This window comes from Streptomyces sp. 5-10 (genome assembly GCF_014712245.1).
In the GTDB taxonomy this organism is placed as follows: Bacteria; Actinomycetota; Actinomycetes; order Streptomycetales; family Streptomycetaceae; genus Streptomyces; species Streptomyces violaceusniger.
The window spans coordinates 17,732-32,635 of sequence record NZ_JACVYG010000010.1; the positions used below are offsets into that span (position 1 = coordinate 17,732).

General features: G+C 74.0%; 3 protein-coding genes. All 3 read left to right on the forward strand.

The features are described from left to right. Positions 1–615 precede the first annotated feature (615 nt). The 3 genes from IEJ02_RS14645 to IEJ02_RS14655 are packed head-to-tail and all read left to right on the forward strand — an operon-like array spanning position 616 to position 14,695. Positions 616–12,057 (forward strand): non-ribosomal peptide synthetase, encoded by an 11,442-nt coding sequence (locus IEJ02_RS14645; RefSeq protein WP_191065278.1) that lies wholly within the window; start codon positions 616–618, stop codon positions 12,055–12,057. Further along, positions 12,054–13,931 (forward strand): class I adenylate-forming enzyme family protein, encoded by a 1,878-nt coding sequence (locus IEJ02_RS14650; RefSeq protein WP_191065279.1) that lies wholly within the window; start codon positions 12,054–12,056, stop codon positions 13,929–13,931. Before IEJ02_RS14645 ends, IEJ02_RS14650 begins: the two co-directional genes overlap by 4 nt. Then, a complete protein-coding gene (locus IEJ02_RS14655) occupies positions 13,928–14,695 on the forward strand; it encodes a hypothetical protein (protein WP_223863828.1) in 768 nt (255 codons plus the stop codon). The genes IEJ02_RS14650 and IEJ02_RS14655 overlap by 4 nt, the downstream gene beginning before the upstream one ends. Positions 14,696–14,904 lie beyond the last annotated feature (209 nt).

Below are 14,904 nucleotides of genomic sequence, written 5' to 3' on the forward strand. Positions count from 1 at the left end.
TCCGTTGGCGGACGATGTTCGAGTCTCTCGGACCGCTGTCGAACAGCGAGCACAAGAACTGCCGGCAGCCGGCACCGCCGCCTCGCCCACGGTGGTGCCCGCGCCGTGGACGAGCAGCAGCTCGCCCGGCTGGACGCCGAGGTCGTCGAGGGCGTGCCACGCCGTCTCGGCCGCCACCGGCAACGCGGCGGCCTGTTTCCCGGCGCGCCACGTCCCGCTGGCCGGCCGAGCCGGACGCGACGCACCAGACTGGGCAGTCGACTTCGCCAGCTACTCGGCCGCCGCATCACTCGAATGGCGTGGCCACATGACGGTCGGCGCCGTCACTGTGCTGCGTTAATCGGCCACCGGAGTGGCTTTTTGGTCGAGTTATCGGCGAGGGAGGTAAAGCGGCCTCGGGCGCGGCCGAAATTCCTCCCTCTATCTCGCAATACCCTCTCCACCTGCATCTTTGTCGTTAGCTGATTAATCGTGAGATCTCTCACATTGCCATCGCTTTACTCGTTCATTGCCTTCCGTGTTTCGATGGTGTGCATCGTTTCTTGACCGACACGGACACATCGGACGGCAGTCGTCGGCATACCACCGACGGGACGGATGGGAACGCTCGCTCATATGCCTGACAACCGTGCTGAACTGCCGCTCACCGACGCGCAGATGGGGGTATGGCTCGCCGAGCGCGGCGGGTTCGGCGCGCCGGGCGCGTACCAGTGGGCGGAGTACCTCGAGTTGGACGGCCCGGTCGCCGTCGACCTGCTGGCGGCCGCGGTCGCCAGGACGGCCGCCGACTGTGAGGCGGTGAACGTCCGTATCAAAGCGGCCGGTTCGGCGGCCCCCGTGCAGTGGCTCGTCGCCGATGTCGAGCACGTCGTCGAGACGGTCGACCTGCGCAAGACGCCCGACCCGGATGCCGCGGCGCTGAAGTGGATGCGGGCGGCCATGGCCGAGGCGGGAGGCTGCGACGCGGGGCCGTTGTTCTTCGGCGCGGTGCTGCGCGTGGGCGACGACCGCACTCTGCTGTTCCACCGGGTCCATCACATCGCCCTCGACGGGGCGGGCATGGCCCTGTTCGCCGAACGGGTCGCTGAGGTCTACAGCCATCTGCACGAGGGCAGCCCGGTGCCGCGGAGCGGCTGGAGCGGGCTTCGGGCGCTGATCGACGCCGAGACGGCATACCGCGGTTCCGCCGAGCACGACGCGGACGGCGACCGGTGGAGGGAGCGGCTGGCGGGCCGGTCGCACTTCCCGACGCTCGGAGCGGGTCCGGCGGCGGCGTCGGACCGATCGCTGCGCACCAGCAGGGGCGTGTCGGCGGCGGAGTTCGTCGAGCTGAAGGACGGCGCGCGGCGGCTCGGGCACCGCTGGACCCGGCTGTTCACCGCGGCCACCGCGATCCAGTTGCACGCGATGACCGGTGACCGGGACGTCGTCATGAGCCTGCCGGTCGCCGGCCGGTCCGCCGAATTCGCCCGCCGCGTCCCGGCGATGACGGCCAACGTCCTGCCGCTGCGGCTCCGCGTCGACCCGGCCGCGTCCGTCGGCCGCCTGCTCGACGAAGTGGCCGAAGAACTGCGGGCGGTACGTCGGCACCAGCGCTACCGGGGCGAGCGCCTGCGCCGGGAGGCGGACTGTCCCGACGACGGACGCAGGTTCTTCGGGCCGGTCCTCAACATCCAGCGGTTCGACCGGCCGCTGCGCTTCGGTTCGGTCACCGCGACCGTCCGCAACCTCCAGGCGCCGCCGTCCGAGGACCTGTCATTCTTCGCGCACGACCGCGGTGACGGCGAACTGCGCCTCGTCTTCGACGCCAACCCCGCCAACCACGGTGAGGACCTCCTGCGAGGCGTGGCCGACCGCTTCCCGCACGTGCTGAGGCAGGTGGCGCGGGCCGAGCGCGACACGCCCCTGGCGCGGGTGGCGACCACCACCACGGGGGAGCGACGCCGTCTCGTCGCCCTGGGCACGGGCGCGCCCACCTCGGCCGCACCCGCCGACACCGCCGTCGACCGGTTCGCGGAGCGGGTACGCCGTACCCCGGACGCCTTCGCGGTGCGCTGCGCCGGAACGGGCGAGCGGCTGACCTACCGCGAACTGGACGGGCGTGCCGCCGCGTTGGCGGGCGAGCTGGTCGCCGCCGGTGCGGGTCCGGAGCGCACCGTCGCCCTGCTTCTGGAACGTTCGGTGGATCTGGTCGTCGCCGCTCTCGCCGTGGTGCGGGCGGGCGCGGCGTACGTGCCCCTGCACCGGGACGACGCGTCGCCCCGGCAGCAGACCGTCCTGTCCGACGCGGACGCGCGGCTGCTGGTCACCGACCGGCACACCAGGGGCGACGCCATCGTGACGTACGCCCGCGACCGCGGTCTGCGCCTGCTGGACGTGCGAGCCGACTCCGGCGCGGCCACCGATGACGCGCCCGCTGGTGACGCGCCCGCCGGGGCCGGGACGTCACCGGACGCTCTGGCCTGCGTGATGTTCACATCCGGTTCCACGGGCCGGCCCAAAGGGGTCGGCATCACCCAGGGCGCACTGGCCGGGCTCGCCGCCGACCGCTGGTGGTCCGAGGGTGGCGCGGACAGGGTCCTGTTGCACTCGCCGCACGCCTTCGACGCGTTCAACCTGGAGCTATGGGTGCCGCTCCTGACCGGCGGTGAGGTGGTCGTCGCCGCGCCGGGACAGCTCGGCCCGGCCGAACTGGCCCGGACCGTGGCGGAGACCGGGGTGACCGGGCTGTGGCTGACCGCGGGACTCTTCCACGCCATCGCCGCCGAGGACCCGGCCTGCCTGGCCGGTGTCCGCCAGGTGTGGACCGGAGGGGACGTGGTGTCCCCGGACGCCGTCCGCGCGGTGCGCCAGGCGCTGCCGGGACTCACCGTCGTCAACGGCTACGGGCCCACCGAGACCACGGTCTTCGCGACCCGGTACGCGGTCCCGGAACTCCCCGCGGACGCCGCGTCCGTCCCCATCGGCGGCCCCCTGGACGGCAAGCGGGTGCTGCTTCTCGACGACGCGTTGCGCCCCGTGCCGCCGGGGTCGGTGGGGGAGCTGTATCTCGGGGGAGCGGGGGTGGCGCGCGGTTACCTCGGGAGCGCGGGCGCCACCGCGGAGCGCTTCGTCCCCGACCCGTCGGGGCCGCCGGGGGCGCGCGTCTACCGCACGGGCGACCTGGCCCGGTGGAGTGCGGACGGTCGGCTGGAGTTCGCCGGTCGTGCCGACGGACAGGTCAAGCTGCGCGGCCACCGGATCGAGACGGGCGAGATCGACGCCGTGCTACGTGCCGACCCGCGGGTCCGTCAGGCCGCGACCGTCGCACAGGACCGCCCGGGAGGGCGGCGGCTCGTCTCCTATGTGACCGCGTCCGGCGGTGCGGCCGACAGCCTCGACACGGAGGCGCTGCTCGACCGGGCGCGGGACCGGCTGCCCGCTTACATGCTGCCGACCGCGGTGGTGGCCGTGGACCGGCTGCCCCTGACCCGCAACGGCAAGCTGGACCGGGCCGCGCTGCCCGCGCCGGAGTCCGCGGTCGCCGCTCGTAGCGGCGGAAGGGGCCCGGCCCCGCGCACGCCCGCCGAGAAGCTGCTCGCCGGGCTGGTGGGCGAGCTGCTCGGCGTGCCGGACGTCCCCCTCGACCAGGACTTCTTCCGGCTCGGCGGGGACAGCATCCAGGCGATCCAACTCGCGGCGGCGGCGCAGCGCGCCGGTCTGGCGATCACCACCCCGGACGTCTTCCGCACCCCCACCGTCGCCGGGCTCGCCGCCGCACTCGCGGACGACAGGCTCCCCGCGCACCGGATCGCGCTGGACGACGCGGACGACTCCGCACTGCCGCTGACGCCCGTCATGCACTGGCTGCGCGAACGCGGCGGCACACTCCACGGGTTCGTCCAGTCCCTGACCGTACGCACCCCGGTGGGCATCACCGAGGAGCAGGTCCGCGCGGTGGTGCAGGCCCTCGTCGACCACCACCCCATGCTGCGGCTCTCCCTGACCACCACGGGCCCGATCTGGTCGCTGGAGGTGCTGCCCACCGTGCCGGTCGAGCTGAACCGGCCGGGCCCGCCGACCGACCCGGAGCGCGGCCGGATGGTGCACGCGCGCTGGTCGGACCCCGGACCCGGGACGGCGGGCGCGCTGACCCTCACCGTGCACCACCTCGGGATCGACGGCGTCTCCTGGCGCATCCTCCGAGACGACCTCGACACCGCCTGGGAGGCGGTACGCCGGGGCCGGACCCCGACGCTGCAACCGACCGGGACGTCCTTCGCGCAGTGGGCGAAGGCGCTGGTGGGGTACGCCCATCACCCGGCCGTGCTCCGCACGTTCTCCCACGAGTGCCCGGACCCCGTGGAACCACCGGTCGCCGCGCGCCCCCTGGATCCCGCGTCGGACACCGAGGACACCCGGCGCCGCCACACCGCCACCTTGCCCGGCGCACTCACCGCGCGCCTGCTGGGCGACGCGACCGCGGCTTTCGACTGCTCGGTGCAGGACCTGCTGCTCACCGCGTTCGCCCTGGCCGCCGCCGACTGGCGGGACGGCCCGGACGCGCTGCTCGTGGACCTGGAGGGCCACGGACGTGAGGAGTTCGCGGACAACCTCGACCTGTCCCGTACGGTCGGCTGGTTCACCACCCTGTACCCCGTGGTACTCGACCCCGGCTGCTCCTGGGCCGAGGCACGGACCGACCCGATCGCCCTGGACGGCGCGGTCGCCCAGGTGCGCTCCCGCACCCGTGACTCCGGCCGCGCGGGACTGACCCACGGTCTGCTGCGCTATCTCAACCCGCAGAGCGCTCCCGTCCTCGCCGCCCGCCCCACGCCGCAGTTCGCCTTCAACTACCTGGGCCGCTTCGGCGTCGGCGGTGAAGGCCCCTGGTCGGTGCTGGCCGACGTGACCGACGCCGGGACCCCCTCGGATGAGGGCCTGACCACCGCGGCCGGGCCGGCCATGAGCCACGCCGTCGAGCTGGACACGGTGATCACCGACCGCCCGGACGGCCCCCAACTGGTCGCCCACTGGTCCTGGCCCGGCGGCCTGCTCGACGTAACGCGCGTCGCCGGCCTGGCCGAGCGGTGGTTCGACGTCCTGGGCGCGCTGATCGACCGGGCCCGGTCCCGCGCCACCGGTGAACTGCCGCTGCCGCCGCTGGCCCAGGGACTGCTCTTCCACTCGCTCTACGACCACGACGGGGTGGACCCCTACCTCGTCCAGTTCGTCTTCGACCTCGACGGCACACTCGATGCCGACGCGTTGCGGAACGCGCTGCACCGCCTGCTGCACCGCCACCCGCAGCTCTCCGCCGGTGTCCGGCCCGGTGCGTCGGGCCGGCCCGTCCAGGTGGTGGTACCGGGCTCGGCCGTGGAGTGGTGCGAGAGGCCCGCACCGGAGGACCTGGAGGACTTCCTCGCCGCCGACCGCCGGCGCCGCTTCGACCTCGCCGACCCCCCGCTGATGCGCGCCGCGCTGCTGCGCAGGTCCGCCGACCGGCACACCTTCGTCCTGACCACGCACCACCTCCTGGTCGACGGCTGGTCCATGCCCATCCTCGTCCACGAACTGTTCTCGCTCTACGCCGGTCACCCGCTGCCGCCCGCCACGCCGTACCGCGACTTCCTCGACTGGCTGGCCACGAGGGACGCCCGCGCGGACGAGGCGGCCTGGCGCGCGCTGCTGGCGTCCGTGGACGGCCCGACCCTGGTCGGCGGCCCCGGCCGGCGCGGCGCGACCGGGGCACGCCGCCGCACGACCGCCGAGCTGGACCCCGAGTGCACCGCCCGCGTCGAGGCCCTGGCGCGGGAAGGCGGCCTGACGACCAGTGTCGTCGTGCGACTGGCCTGGGCGGTCCTGCTCGGCGCCCTGACCGGCCGGGACGACGTGGTGTTCGGCGCCACGGTCTCCGGCCGGCCGGCCGAACTGCCCGGCGCGGAGCGGATCGTGGGCCTGCTGATCAACACCGTACCGGTGCGGGTCCGCCTCGACCCCCACCGGCCGGTCGCCGACTGCCTGGCGGACCTGCGGGCCCAGCAACTGTCCATGCTCGACCACCAGCACGCCGACCTGACGACCCTGCAGACGGTCACCGGGCACGCCGAACTCTTCGACACCGTCGTCGTCTTCGAGAACTATCCGGTCGACGAGGAGGAACTGGCCACCCTGGTACCCGGCCTGGCGCTGCGGGAGGTCCAGGGCCGCGACGGCACCCACTACCCGCTGACCCTGATCGCCGTGCCCGGCGACCGGCTGCGGCTCCAACTCGACCACGACACCGACCTGTTCGACGGCGAGGCGGCCGGCCGTCTGCTCGACCGCCTGTGCGCCGTCCTCGGCCGGATGGCCGACGACCCGGCGGCACCGCTGGGACGCGTCGACCTGCTGCTGCCCGACGAGCGCGCCGACCTCGAAGCCCCCGCTGCGGACCGGGACACCGGACCGGACACGCTGACCGCCCTGTTCGCCGCGCAGGTGCGCCGCCGGCCGGCGGCCCCGGCCCTCACCCACGGCGGCACCACCCTGTCCTACGCGGAAATCGACGCGCGCGCCAACCGGCTCGCCCACCTCCTGATCGAGCGCGGCGCGGGACCGGAGCGCCTGGTCGGCCTGGTGCTGGAGCGTTCGGCGGACCTCGTCGTCGCGATCCTGGCGGTGCTGAAGTCGGGCGCGGGCTATCTGCCCCTGGACCCGGCGTACCCGGAGGAGCGGATCCGGGGGGTGCTCGCGGAAGCCGGCCCCGTGCTCGTCGTGACGGGCGTCCCGCTGCCGGTCCCGCACCCGCAGATCCTCCTCGACGGTCCCGACACGGCCGCCACCCACCCGGCGCACCCGCCCGCCGTGACCGTGGACCCCGAGGCGGTCGCCTACGTCATCTACACCTCCGGTTCCACCGGCCGGCCCAAGGGCGTCCTGGTCACCCACCGCAATGTCGTACGGCTGCTGGCCGCGACCGACGAGTGGTTCCGGTTCGACGCTGATGTACACGCCCTGTTCCACTCCTACGCCTTCGACGTCTCCGTCTGGGAGATGTGGACGGCTCTCGGCCGCGGCGGGCGGCTGGTGGTGGTGCCGGACGACGTGGCCCGCTCGCCCAGGGACCTCCTGGCGCTGCTGCGCCGGGAGCGGGTCACCGCCCTGAACCAGACTCCCTCGGCCTTCTACCAGCTCCTCCGGGCCGAGGAGGAGGCCGGCGCGGACGCCCTGCCCGACCTGCGGGTGATCGTCTGCGCGGGGGAGGCGCTGGAACCGTCCCGCGTCCGCTCCTGGCACGGCCCGGGCCGTCCCACCCTGGTCAACATGTACGGGATCACCGAGACCACCGTCCACGCGACGTACACCGAGCTGACCGACCCCGAAGAGACCGCGAGCGTCATCGGAACCGCGCTGCCCGACCTTCGCCTGCGGCTGCTGGACCACGCGCTGCGACCGGTGCCGCCGGGCTGCCCCGGCGAGATCCACGTGTCCGGCCCCGGCGTGACCCGCGGCTATCTGGACCGGCCGGCGCTCACCGCGAGCCGGTTCGTCCCCGACCCGTTCGGCGCGCCCGGCACCCGGATGTACCGGTCCGGGGACCTCGCGCGGCAGCGGCCGGACGGCACGCTGGAGTACCTCGGACGGATCGACCAGCAGGTGAAGATCCGCGGTTACCGGATCGAGCCCGGCGAGATCGAGCGCGTCCTCGAACAGCACCCGGCCGTGGACCGGGCCGTGGTGCTCGCCGACACCGGCGCCGACGGCGGCCGCCTGATCTGCTACGCCGTCCCGGCCACACGACCGGCCGGGACCGGCCCGGCCGAGACGCCGTCGGCCGCGGAACTGCGCGCCCACGCCCGCACGGTGCTGCCCGCGCACATGGTGCCCGCCTTCGTCGTCCCTGTGGACGAGATCCCGCTGACCGGGAACGGCAAGCTGGACCGCGCCGCCCTGCCGTCTCCGGAGACCGCGCTGCGGGTGAGCCGCGGGCCGGAGAACCCGCGAGAACGGCTGCTGTGCGACCTGTTCGCCGAGACCCTGGGACTGGCCGAGGTCGGCGCCGAGGACAACTTCTTCGACCTGGGCGGACACTCGCTGCTCGCCACCCGTCTGATCAACCGGCTGCGCGCGGAGACCGGCCGGGAGCTGAGTATCCGCACCCTCTTCGACGCCCCGGTCGTCGCCGACCTGGCACGCCAGATCCCGGAGGGCGCTGCCGTGGCTCCCGTCCGGGCGGCCGCCACCCCGCGAACCCCGCGACCGGAGCGCGTACCGCTCTCGCCCGCGCAGCGGCGGCTGTGGTTCTTCGACCGGTTCGCCGGCCCCAATTCCGTGTACAACATGTCCTTCGCCGTCCGGCTCACCGGGCCGCTGCGTGTGGAAGCCCTGCGGGCGGCCCTCGGCGACCTGCTGGACCGGCACGAGAGCCTGCGCACCACCGTGGTGGAACACCAGGGCGAGCCGTACCAGCGGATCCGCGACGCCGACGGCCTGGCGTTTCAGACGGTGGTCACCTCGGAGGCGGAACTGCCCGGACTGCTCGCCGCCGCGTCCGCGCACGTCTTCGACCTGGAGACGGAACTCCCGGTCCGCGCCGTGCTCCACGAGACCGCACCCGAGCACCACGTACTCCTGCTCCTGCTGCACCACATCGCCGCCGACGGCTGGTCGCTCGGTCCGCTGGCCCGTGACCTGTCCACCGCCTACCGGGCCCGTGCCGCGGGCGACGCCCCGCAGTGGACGAGCACACCCGTGAGTTACGCGGACTACACGCTCCGCCTGCTCGACCGCGACCCGGACACCGGCGTCGACCACTGGACGCGGATCCTGCGCGGCGCCCCGGAGGTGCTGCGGCTGCCGCTGGACCGTCCCCGGCCGCCGGTCTCCGCACACCGCGGGGAGACCGTCCCCTTCACCCTCGACGCCGCGCTGCACGCCCGCCTGAACCGGCTCGCCGCGACCACCCGGACCAGCCTGTTCATGGTGATGCACACCGCGGTCGCCGCACTGCTGCACCGACTCGGGGCGGGTGATGACATCCCCGTCGGCACACCCGTCGCAGGACGGCACGACGCCGCGCTGCACGACACCGTGGGCTGCTTCGTCAATACCGTGGTGCTGCGCACCGACCTGAGCGGCGCGCCGACGTTCGCCGAACTCCTCCAGCGGGTACGCGCCACCGACCTCGACGCCTTCGCCCACCAGGAGGTCCCCTTCGAGCGGGTGGTCGAGGCCGTCAACCCGCCGCGTTCCCTCGCCGCCCACCCCCTCTTCCAGGTGATGCTGGCATTCCAGGACACCCCGGCGGCCGAGTTCGACCTGCCGGGCCTGCGGACGGAACCGGTCGCCGTGCACGGCGGCGCCTCCCGGATGGACCTGCTGTGGAGCATGCGGCAGCACTACACGGTCCACGGTGGTGAGGCCGGGATCGAGGGTCTTCTGGAGTACGACACCGAACTGTTCACCCCCACGTCCGCGCGCCTGATGCTCGCCCGCCTGGAGAGGCTGCTCCGCGCGGCCGTGGCCGATCCTCAGCTTCCCGTCGCCGACTTGCCGGTGCTCGTCGACGGCGAGCACGAGCGGCTGACCGGACAGGGGAGCGGCACCGACCGCGAGACGCCCGGGACCACCGTGGCGGCGCTCGCCGCGGCCCAGGCACAGCGCACCCCGGAGGCGCCCGCTGTCCTGCACGGCGACACCGTGCTCAGCCACCGGGACCTGTCCGAGCGGGCGGAACACCTCGCCGGGAAACTCCGCGCGCACGGCGCGGGCCCCGGCGCCCTGGTCGCCGTGGTGCTGCGCCGCGGCCCCGACCTGCCCGCCACCCTCCTCGCCGTCCAGGCGACCGGCGCCGCCTACCTGCCCATCGACCCCACCCTGCCGACCGAGCGCGTCACGGCGCTCCTGGCCGACGCCCGACCCCTCCTCGTGGTGCGCGACGCCACCGGATCCGCCGCCGAACCCGTTGTCACGACCGGGGCGGCCGAACCGCTGCCGGTGCCACCGGACACCGCGTACGTCACGTACACCTCCGGCTCCACCGGGCGGCCCAAGGGCGTCGTCGTACCACGGGCCGCGCTGGTGAACCTGCTGCTCGCCCTGCGCGAGCACCTCGCGGTCGGCCCCGACGACCGGATGCTGGCCTGCGCACCCATCGGCTTCGACATGTGCAAGCCCGAGCTGTACCTGCCGCTGATCACCGGCGGTGCCATGGTCCTCGCCGACCAGGACGCGCTGCGCGACCCCGACCAACTGTGCGCGCTGCTCGACCGGCACCGCGTCACCGTGATGCAGGCGACCCCGTCGCTCTGGCGGACGCTCGTGGCACGACGACCGCGACAACTGCGCCACATACGCGCCGTCGTCGGCGGCGAGGCGGTCCCCCGGGAACTCGCCGGGGAGCTGGCCGCCGCCACCGCGTCGCTGCTCGCCTGCTACGGCCCGACCGAGACCACCGTCTGGTCCACCACCCACCCGGTCGGCGCGCGGACCGACGGTACCGTGCCGCTCGGCCGGCCGCTGCGCAACACCCGCGCCTACGTCCTCGACGACCGGCTGCGCCCCGTCCCCCCGGGCACGAGAGGCGAGCTGTACCTGGCCGGCGCGGGCCTCGCGACCGGCTACCTCGGCCGCCCCGGACTGACGGCCGCCCGCTTCCTGCCGGACCCCTTCGGAACGGCCGGCCGGCGGATGTACCGTACCGGTGACCTCGCCTCGTGGAGCCGCGACGGGGTGCTCCGCTTCCACGGCCGGACCGACGACCAGGTGAAGATCCGCGGGCACCGCGTCGAACTCGGCGAGGTCGAAGCCGCGCTGGACGGGCATCCGGAGGTCACGGCCGCCGCGGTCGCCGTGCACGACCGCGGCGCCGACGACCGTCGGCTCGTCGGCTACGTCACCCCGAAGGGCGCGGATCTGGGCGCGGTCGGGGCACACCTGACCCGGCACCTGCCGGACTACATGGTGCCCGCCCGGCTGCTCGCCCTGGACCGGCTGCCGCTCGGCGTCAACGGAAAGCTGCTGCGCGACCGGCTGCCCGAGCCCGACTGGGCTTCCGCCACCGACGGCGAACCGCCGCGCGACCTCCGTGAGGACCTGATGTGCCGCCAGTTCGCCGAGGTCCTCGACGTACCGAGGGTCGGGCCCGAGGACAACTTCTTCGAACTGGGCGGCCACTCGCTGCTCGCCGCCCGGCTGACCGAGCGGGTACGCGACGTCCTCGGCCTCGCGCCCGCCCTCCGGAACGTCTTCGAGGCCCCCACCCCGGCCGCCCTGATCCGATTGCTCGACGGGCCGCCGACCGCGTCCGCCCCCGCACACCTCGTGCCCTTCCGGGCCAGCGGAGCGGCCGCGCCGGTGTTCTGTGTCCACCCGCTGAACGGTATGAGCTGGAGTTACGCCGGCCTGCTGCGGCACGTCGGCCGACACCACCCGGTCCACGGCATCCAGGCCGAGGGCACCGGGGGAGTGGCAGACCTGCCCGGCACGGTCGAGGAGATGGCCGAGCGCTACCTGCGACTGCTGCGCACGGTCCGCCCGTCCGGCCCGTACCACCTGGTCGGCTGGTCCTTCGGTGGTCTGGTGGCGCACGCCATGGCCGTCCGGCTGCGGGAACTCGGCGAGCCCGAAGGGACGCTGTTCCTGGTCGACACCGTCGCCGCCACCGGGGCCGGGCCCGCCGAGCCCATCGACGAGCACCGCGTGTACCGGGTGCTGCTGACGGCCGCCGGGTACGACGACGACCGCCTCGCCCCGGAGACCCTCGACTTCACCACCGTGTCGGCACTGCTGCGCCGCGAGGGCAGCCTCTTCGCCCGCCTCACCGAGGACGACATCGCCCGCGTCATCGCCGTCTCCCGGCACAACGACGCTCTGCTGCGCGCCTACCGCCCCCCACGCTACGCGGGCGACACCACCTACATCGAGGCCGCCGGCGAGCCCCGGCGCGCGGCGCCCACGCACGAACTGTGGCGGCCGTACGCCGGCGGCGAGCTGACCGTCGGACACGTCGACGCACGACACCACCAAGTGATGCAGCCCCAGCACGTGGACGCCGTCGGCGTCCAGCTCACCGAAGCCCTCGGGAGGGCCCGTTGACCGCCACCGAGGACACGACGTACGAGGCGGACAGCGCCGCGCTCGACCAACTGCCCGCGGGAGCACGGGTGGTGATCAGGCTTCCAGGCGGCCACCGCCTCGCGGACATCCTGCTCGGCTGCTTCGACCGGGAACTCGTCGCCGTCCCGCTGCACCCGCGGACCGGGGACGCGGACCTCGCCGCCGGCGCCGCCCGGGTCGCCGCCGCGGCCGTCGTGGACATCCACGGAGTCCGGCGCACCGGACTGCCCGACGCGCACCCGGCGCCCGAGGGCACGGCGCTCATCATGTTCACCTCCGGCTCCACCGGCCCGCAGAAAGGGGTCGTGCTCAGCCGCCGGGCGGTTCTCGGCAACGCACGCCGCACAGCGGTCCTGCACGGCATCGCGCCGGACCGCCCGCACGGCACCTGCCTGCCGCTGTACCACTGCAACGCACTGGTCATGTCACTGCTCGGCACCCACCTCACCGGCACACCGCTCACGCTGCACCACGCCTTCGACCCGGCCGGCTACTTCGCCGCGCTGGACGCCTCCGGCGCCAGGACGGCCTCCATCGTCCCGGCCCTCCTCGCGGACCTGGTCGAGGCCGCTCCCGCGTGGCCCGACGGGCTGGATTACCTGATCACCGCCGCGGCCCCGCTCACGGCCGACCTGGCCCGCCGCTTCCACTCCCGCTACGGCCCGAGGCTGCGTCAGGGCTACGGCCTGACGGAGGCGGTCAACTTCAGCTTCACCATGCCGCTGCTCGACGACGCCGACTTCCGCACCCACTACCTGGAGCGGACGCCCCCGGTGGGCGTACCACTGCCCGGCACCGAGCTCCACCTGGAATCCGGCGAGGTCTGGATCAGGACCCCTGACCTGATGACCGGCTACTGGCAGGACCCGCGCAGCACCTCCGCCACCGTCACCGACGATGGCTGGCTGCGCACCGGCGACCTGGGCGAGCTCCGGGACGGACTCCTCGTCCTGCGGGGCCGCGCGGGCGAGCGCATCAACCGAGGAGGGGAGAAGCACCACTCCCTCGACATCGAGCACGGCTGGCGCCGGGCGGGCCTCACCGGCCGGTTCGCGGCGGTCGCGGTGGACGAGCCCACGCTCGGCGACGATGTCGCCCTCATCGCGACGGAGCAGCCGGTGCCCGAGGTCCGAACCCTGTACGAGCGATCGCCGCTGCGGCCTGCGGTCGTCCAGTTCGGCGGATACCGGGCGACCGCCACCGGAAAGCCGCAACGCCGGGCGATGAGCCGGCCGCTGGCCGTCCGCCGCTTGGCGCCCGCGCGGTACGACCGACTGCTGCGCCACGCCGCGGCCACCGCACGCCACCTCCTGGACTCCGGGACACCCGACCCGGCCCTGCGGTCCCTCGCCGAACACACCGCCGCCCGGCACGCCGCGATCGGGGACGATACCGTCCTGGCCGCCTACGACTTCCTGCGCGAGCACTGGTACGCCCCCGACGACGCGGAACTCGCCCGCGCCAAGGCCCGGTGGCGCGCGAAGCTGCTCGCCGCGTGGCCGCTCTCGGTGTACGGGGAACTGGCCGCGGAGCTGGCCGCCCGGCACGGTGTCGAGGCGGAGCCGGTGCCGTGGGGCGTCGAGACCCGCCTCGATGGCGGCGCACTGGTCCTCCTCCCGCACGGGCCCGCGCCGGGCGGCCCCGCCGGGCCGCTGGGCCCGCTGCTGTCCTTCCTCGATGTCCCCGGCAGCGGCGGAACGGACCGCTGGGAGTGGCTGTCCCGGCAGCGGGACGGCGGAACATCCCTGACCGGCTGCTCGGTGCTCCGCGCCGGGCGACACGACGCGGGCGGCGTGCTCTGGGCGCGTCACCCGGGTTCCGGACCGAACGAGCACAGGGGAGGGACAGGATGACGCAGCCCACCGAGACCATCGGCCGGATGAAGCGGTCGCCCGACCACGAGGACGAGATCCTCGACGTCCGAGGTCACCGGGACCCCGACCGCAACCGGCTCACCCCGGTGGTGCAACTGCCCCCGGAGACCGCCCTGGCCGTCGTCGACGCCCTGTCCGGCCTGGTCCGGGCGGCCCACCGGGAGGAGGGGGAGCGGCCCGCACCGACGGGCGAGCCGAAGCGGGCGCAGGTCTTCGAGGAGGGCGACGTCTTCATGCTGGAGCCGCCTTTCCCGGGCTTCTTCGCCGACCGCTACCTCATGGACTTCTACGACACCGCGGCACGCGACATCTGTTCGCGCATGCACCTGCACACCGGGCTGCGGTTCGTGCGCATGATGACCGGCCCGGACACCACCATCCGCGTGTCCAGCCTGTCGCCGATCACCGTCCGCCCCCCGACGGGACGCTTCGCACCCCTGTCATGCTTCGCCGACGACCTGCCCGGCACCCCAGACGGGGTGCGCCGCGAGCGGCACAACGTGATCGTGCCGCCCAACTCCTGGGTGGACATGCAGATACCGCGCGGAGTCTCACACCAGTTCAATGCGGTCGGTCCGAACGCGGTCATCGACTCGGTGCACCCGGAGGAGTCCATCGAGACCCTGCGGGAGGGGATGTCGGGCTACCGGATGATGGCGCAGACCATCTTCCTCGCCAAGGACAGGAGCCCCGCCGCCACCTGCGCCGACACCGGCCCGCCGGAGACGACCCCGCCACGCTGAGCCGTACCGGCCAAGCCCCACGGCCGCCGGAACGGCACGAGGCGCACCCGGCCGTACCCCGGGACGTGTGCCTGGACCACATCGAGCGCACCTGGACGGACCCGCACCCGGCGGCCCGGCCCGGCCCGCGGATCCCGCCACGGGCTGAACCGTGTCCGGGAGACTGTCCGGGCCGCGCTCAATGCCCTGGCAGCGACGGCTCCGGATGA

Coding starts and splice junctions, on each gene's coding strand:
- IEJ02_RS14655 (WP_223863828.1), top strand. CDS start 13,928: ATGACGCAGCCCACCGAGACCATCGGCCGGATGAAGCGGTCGCCCGAC.
- IEJ02_RS14645 (WP_191065278.1), top strand. CDS start 616: ATGCCTGACAACCGTGCTGAACTGCCGCTCACCGACGCGCAGATGGGG.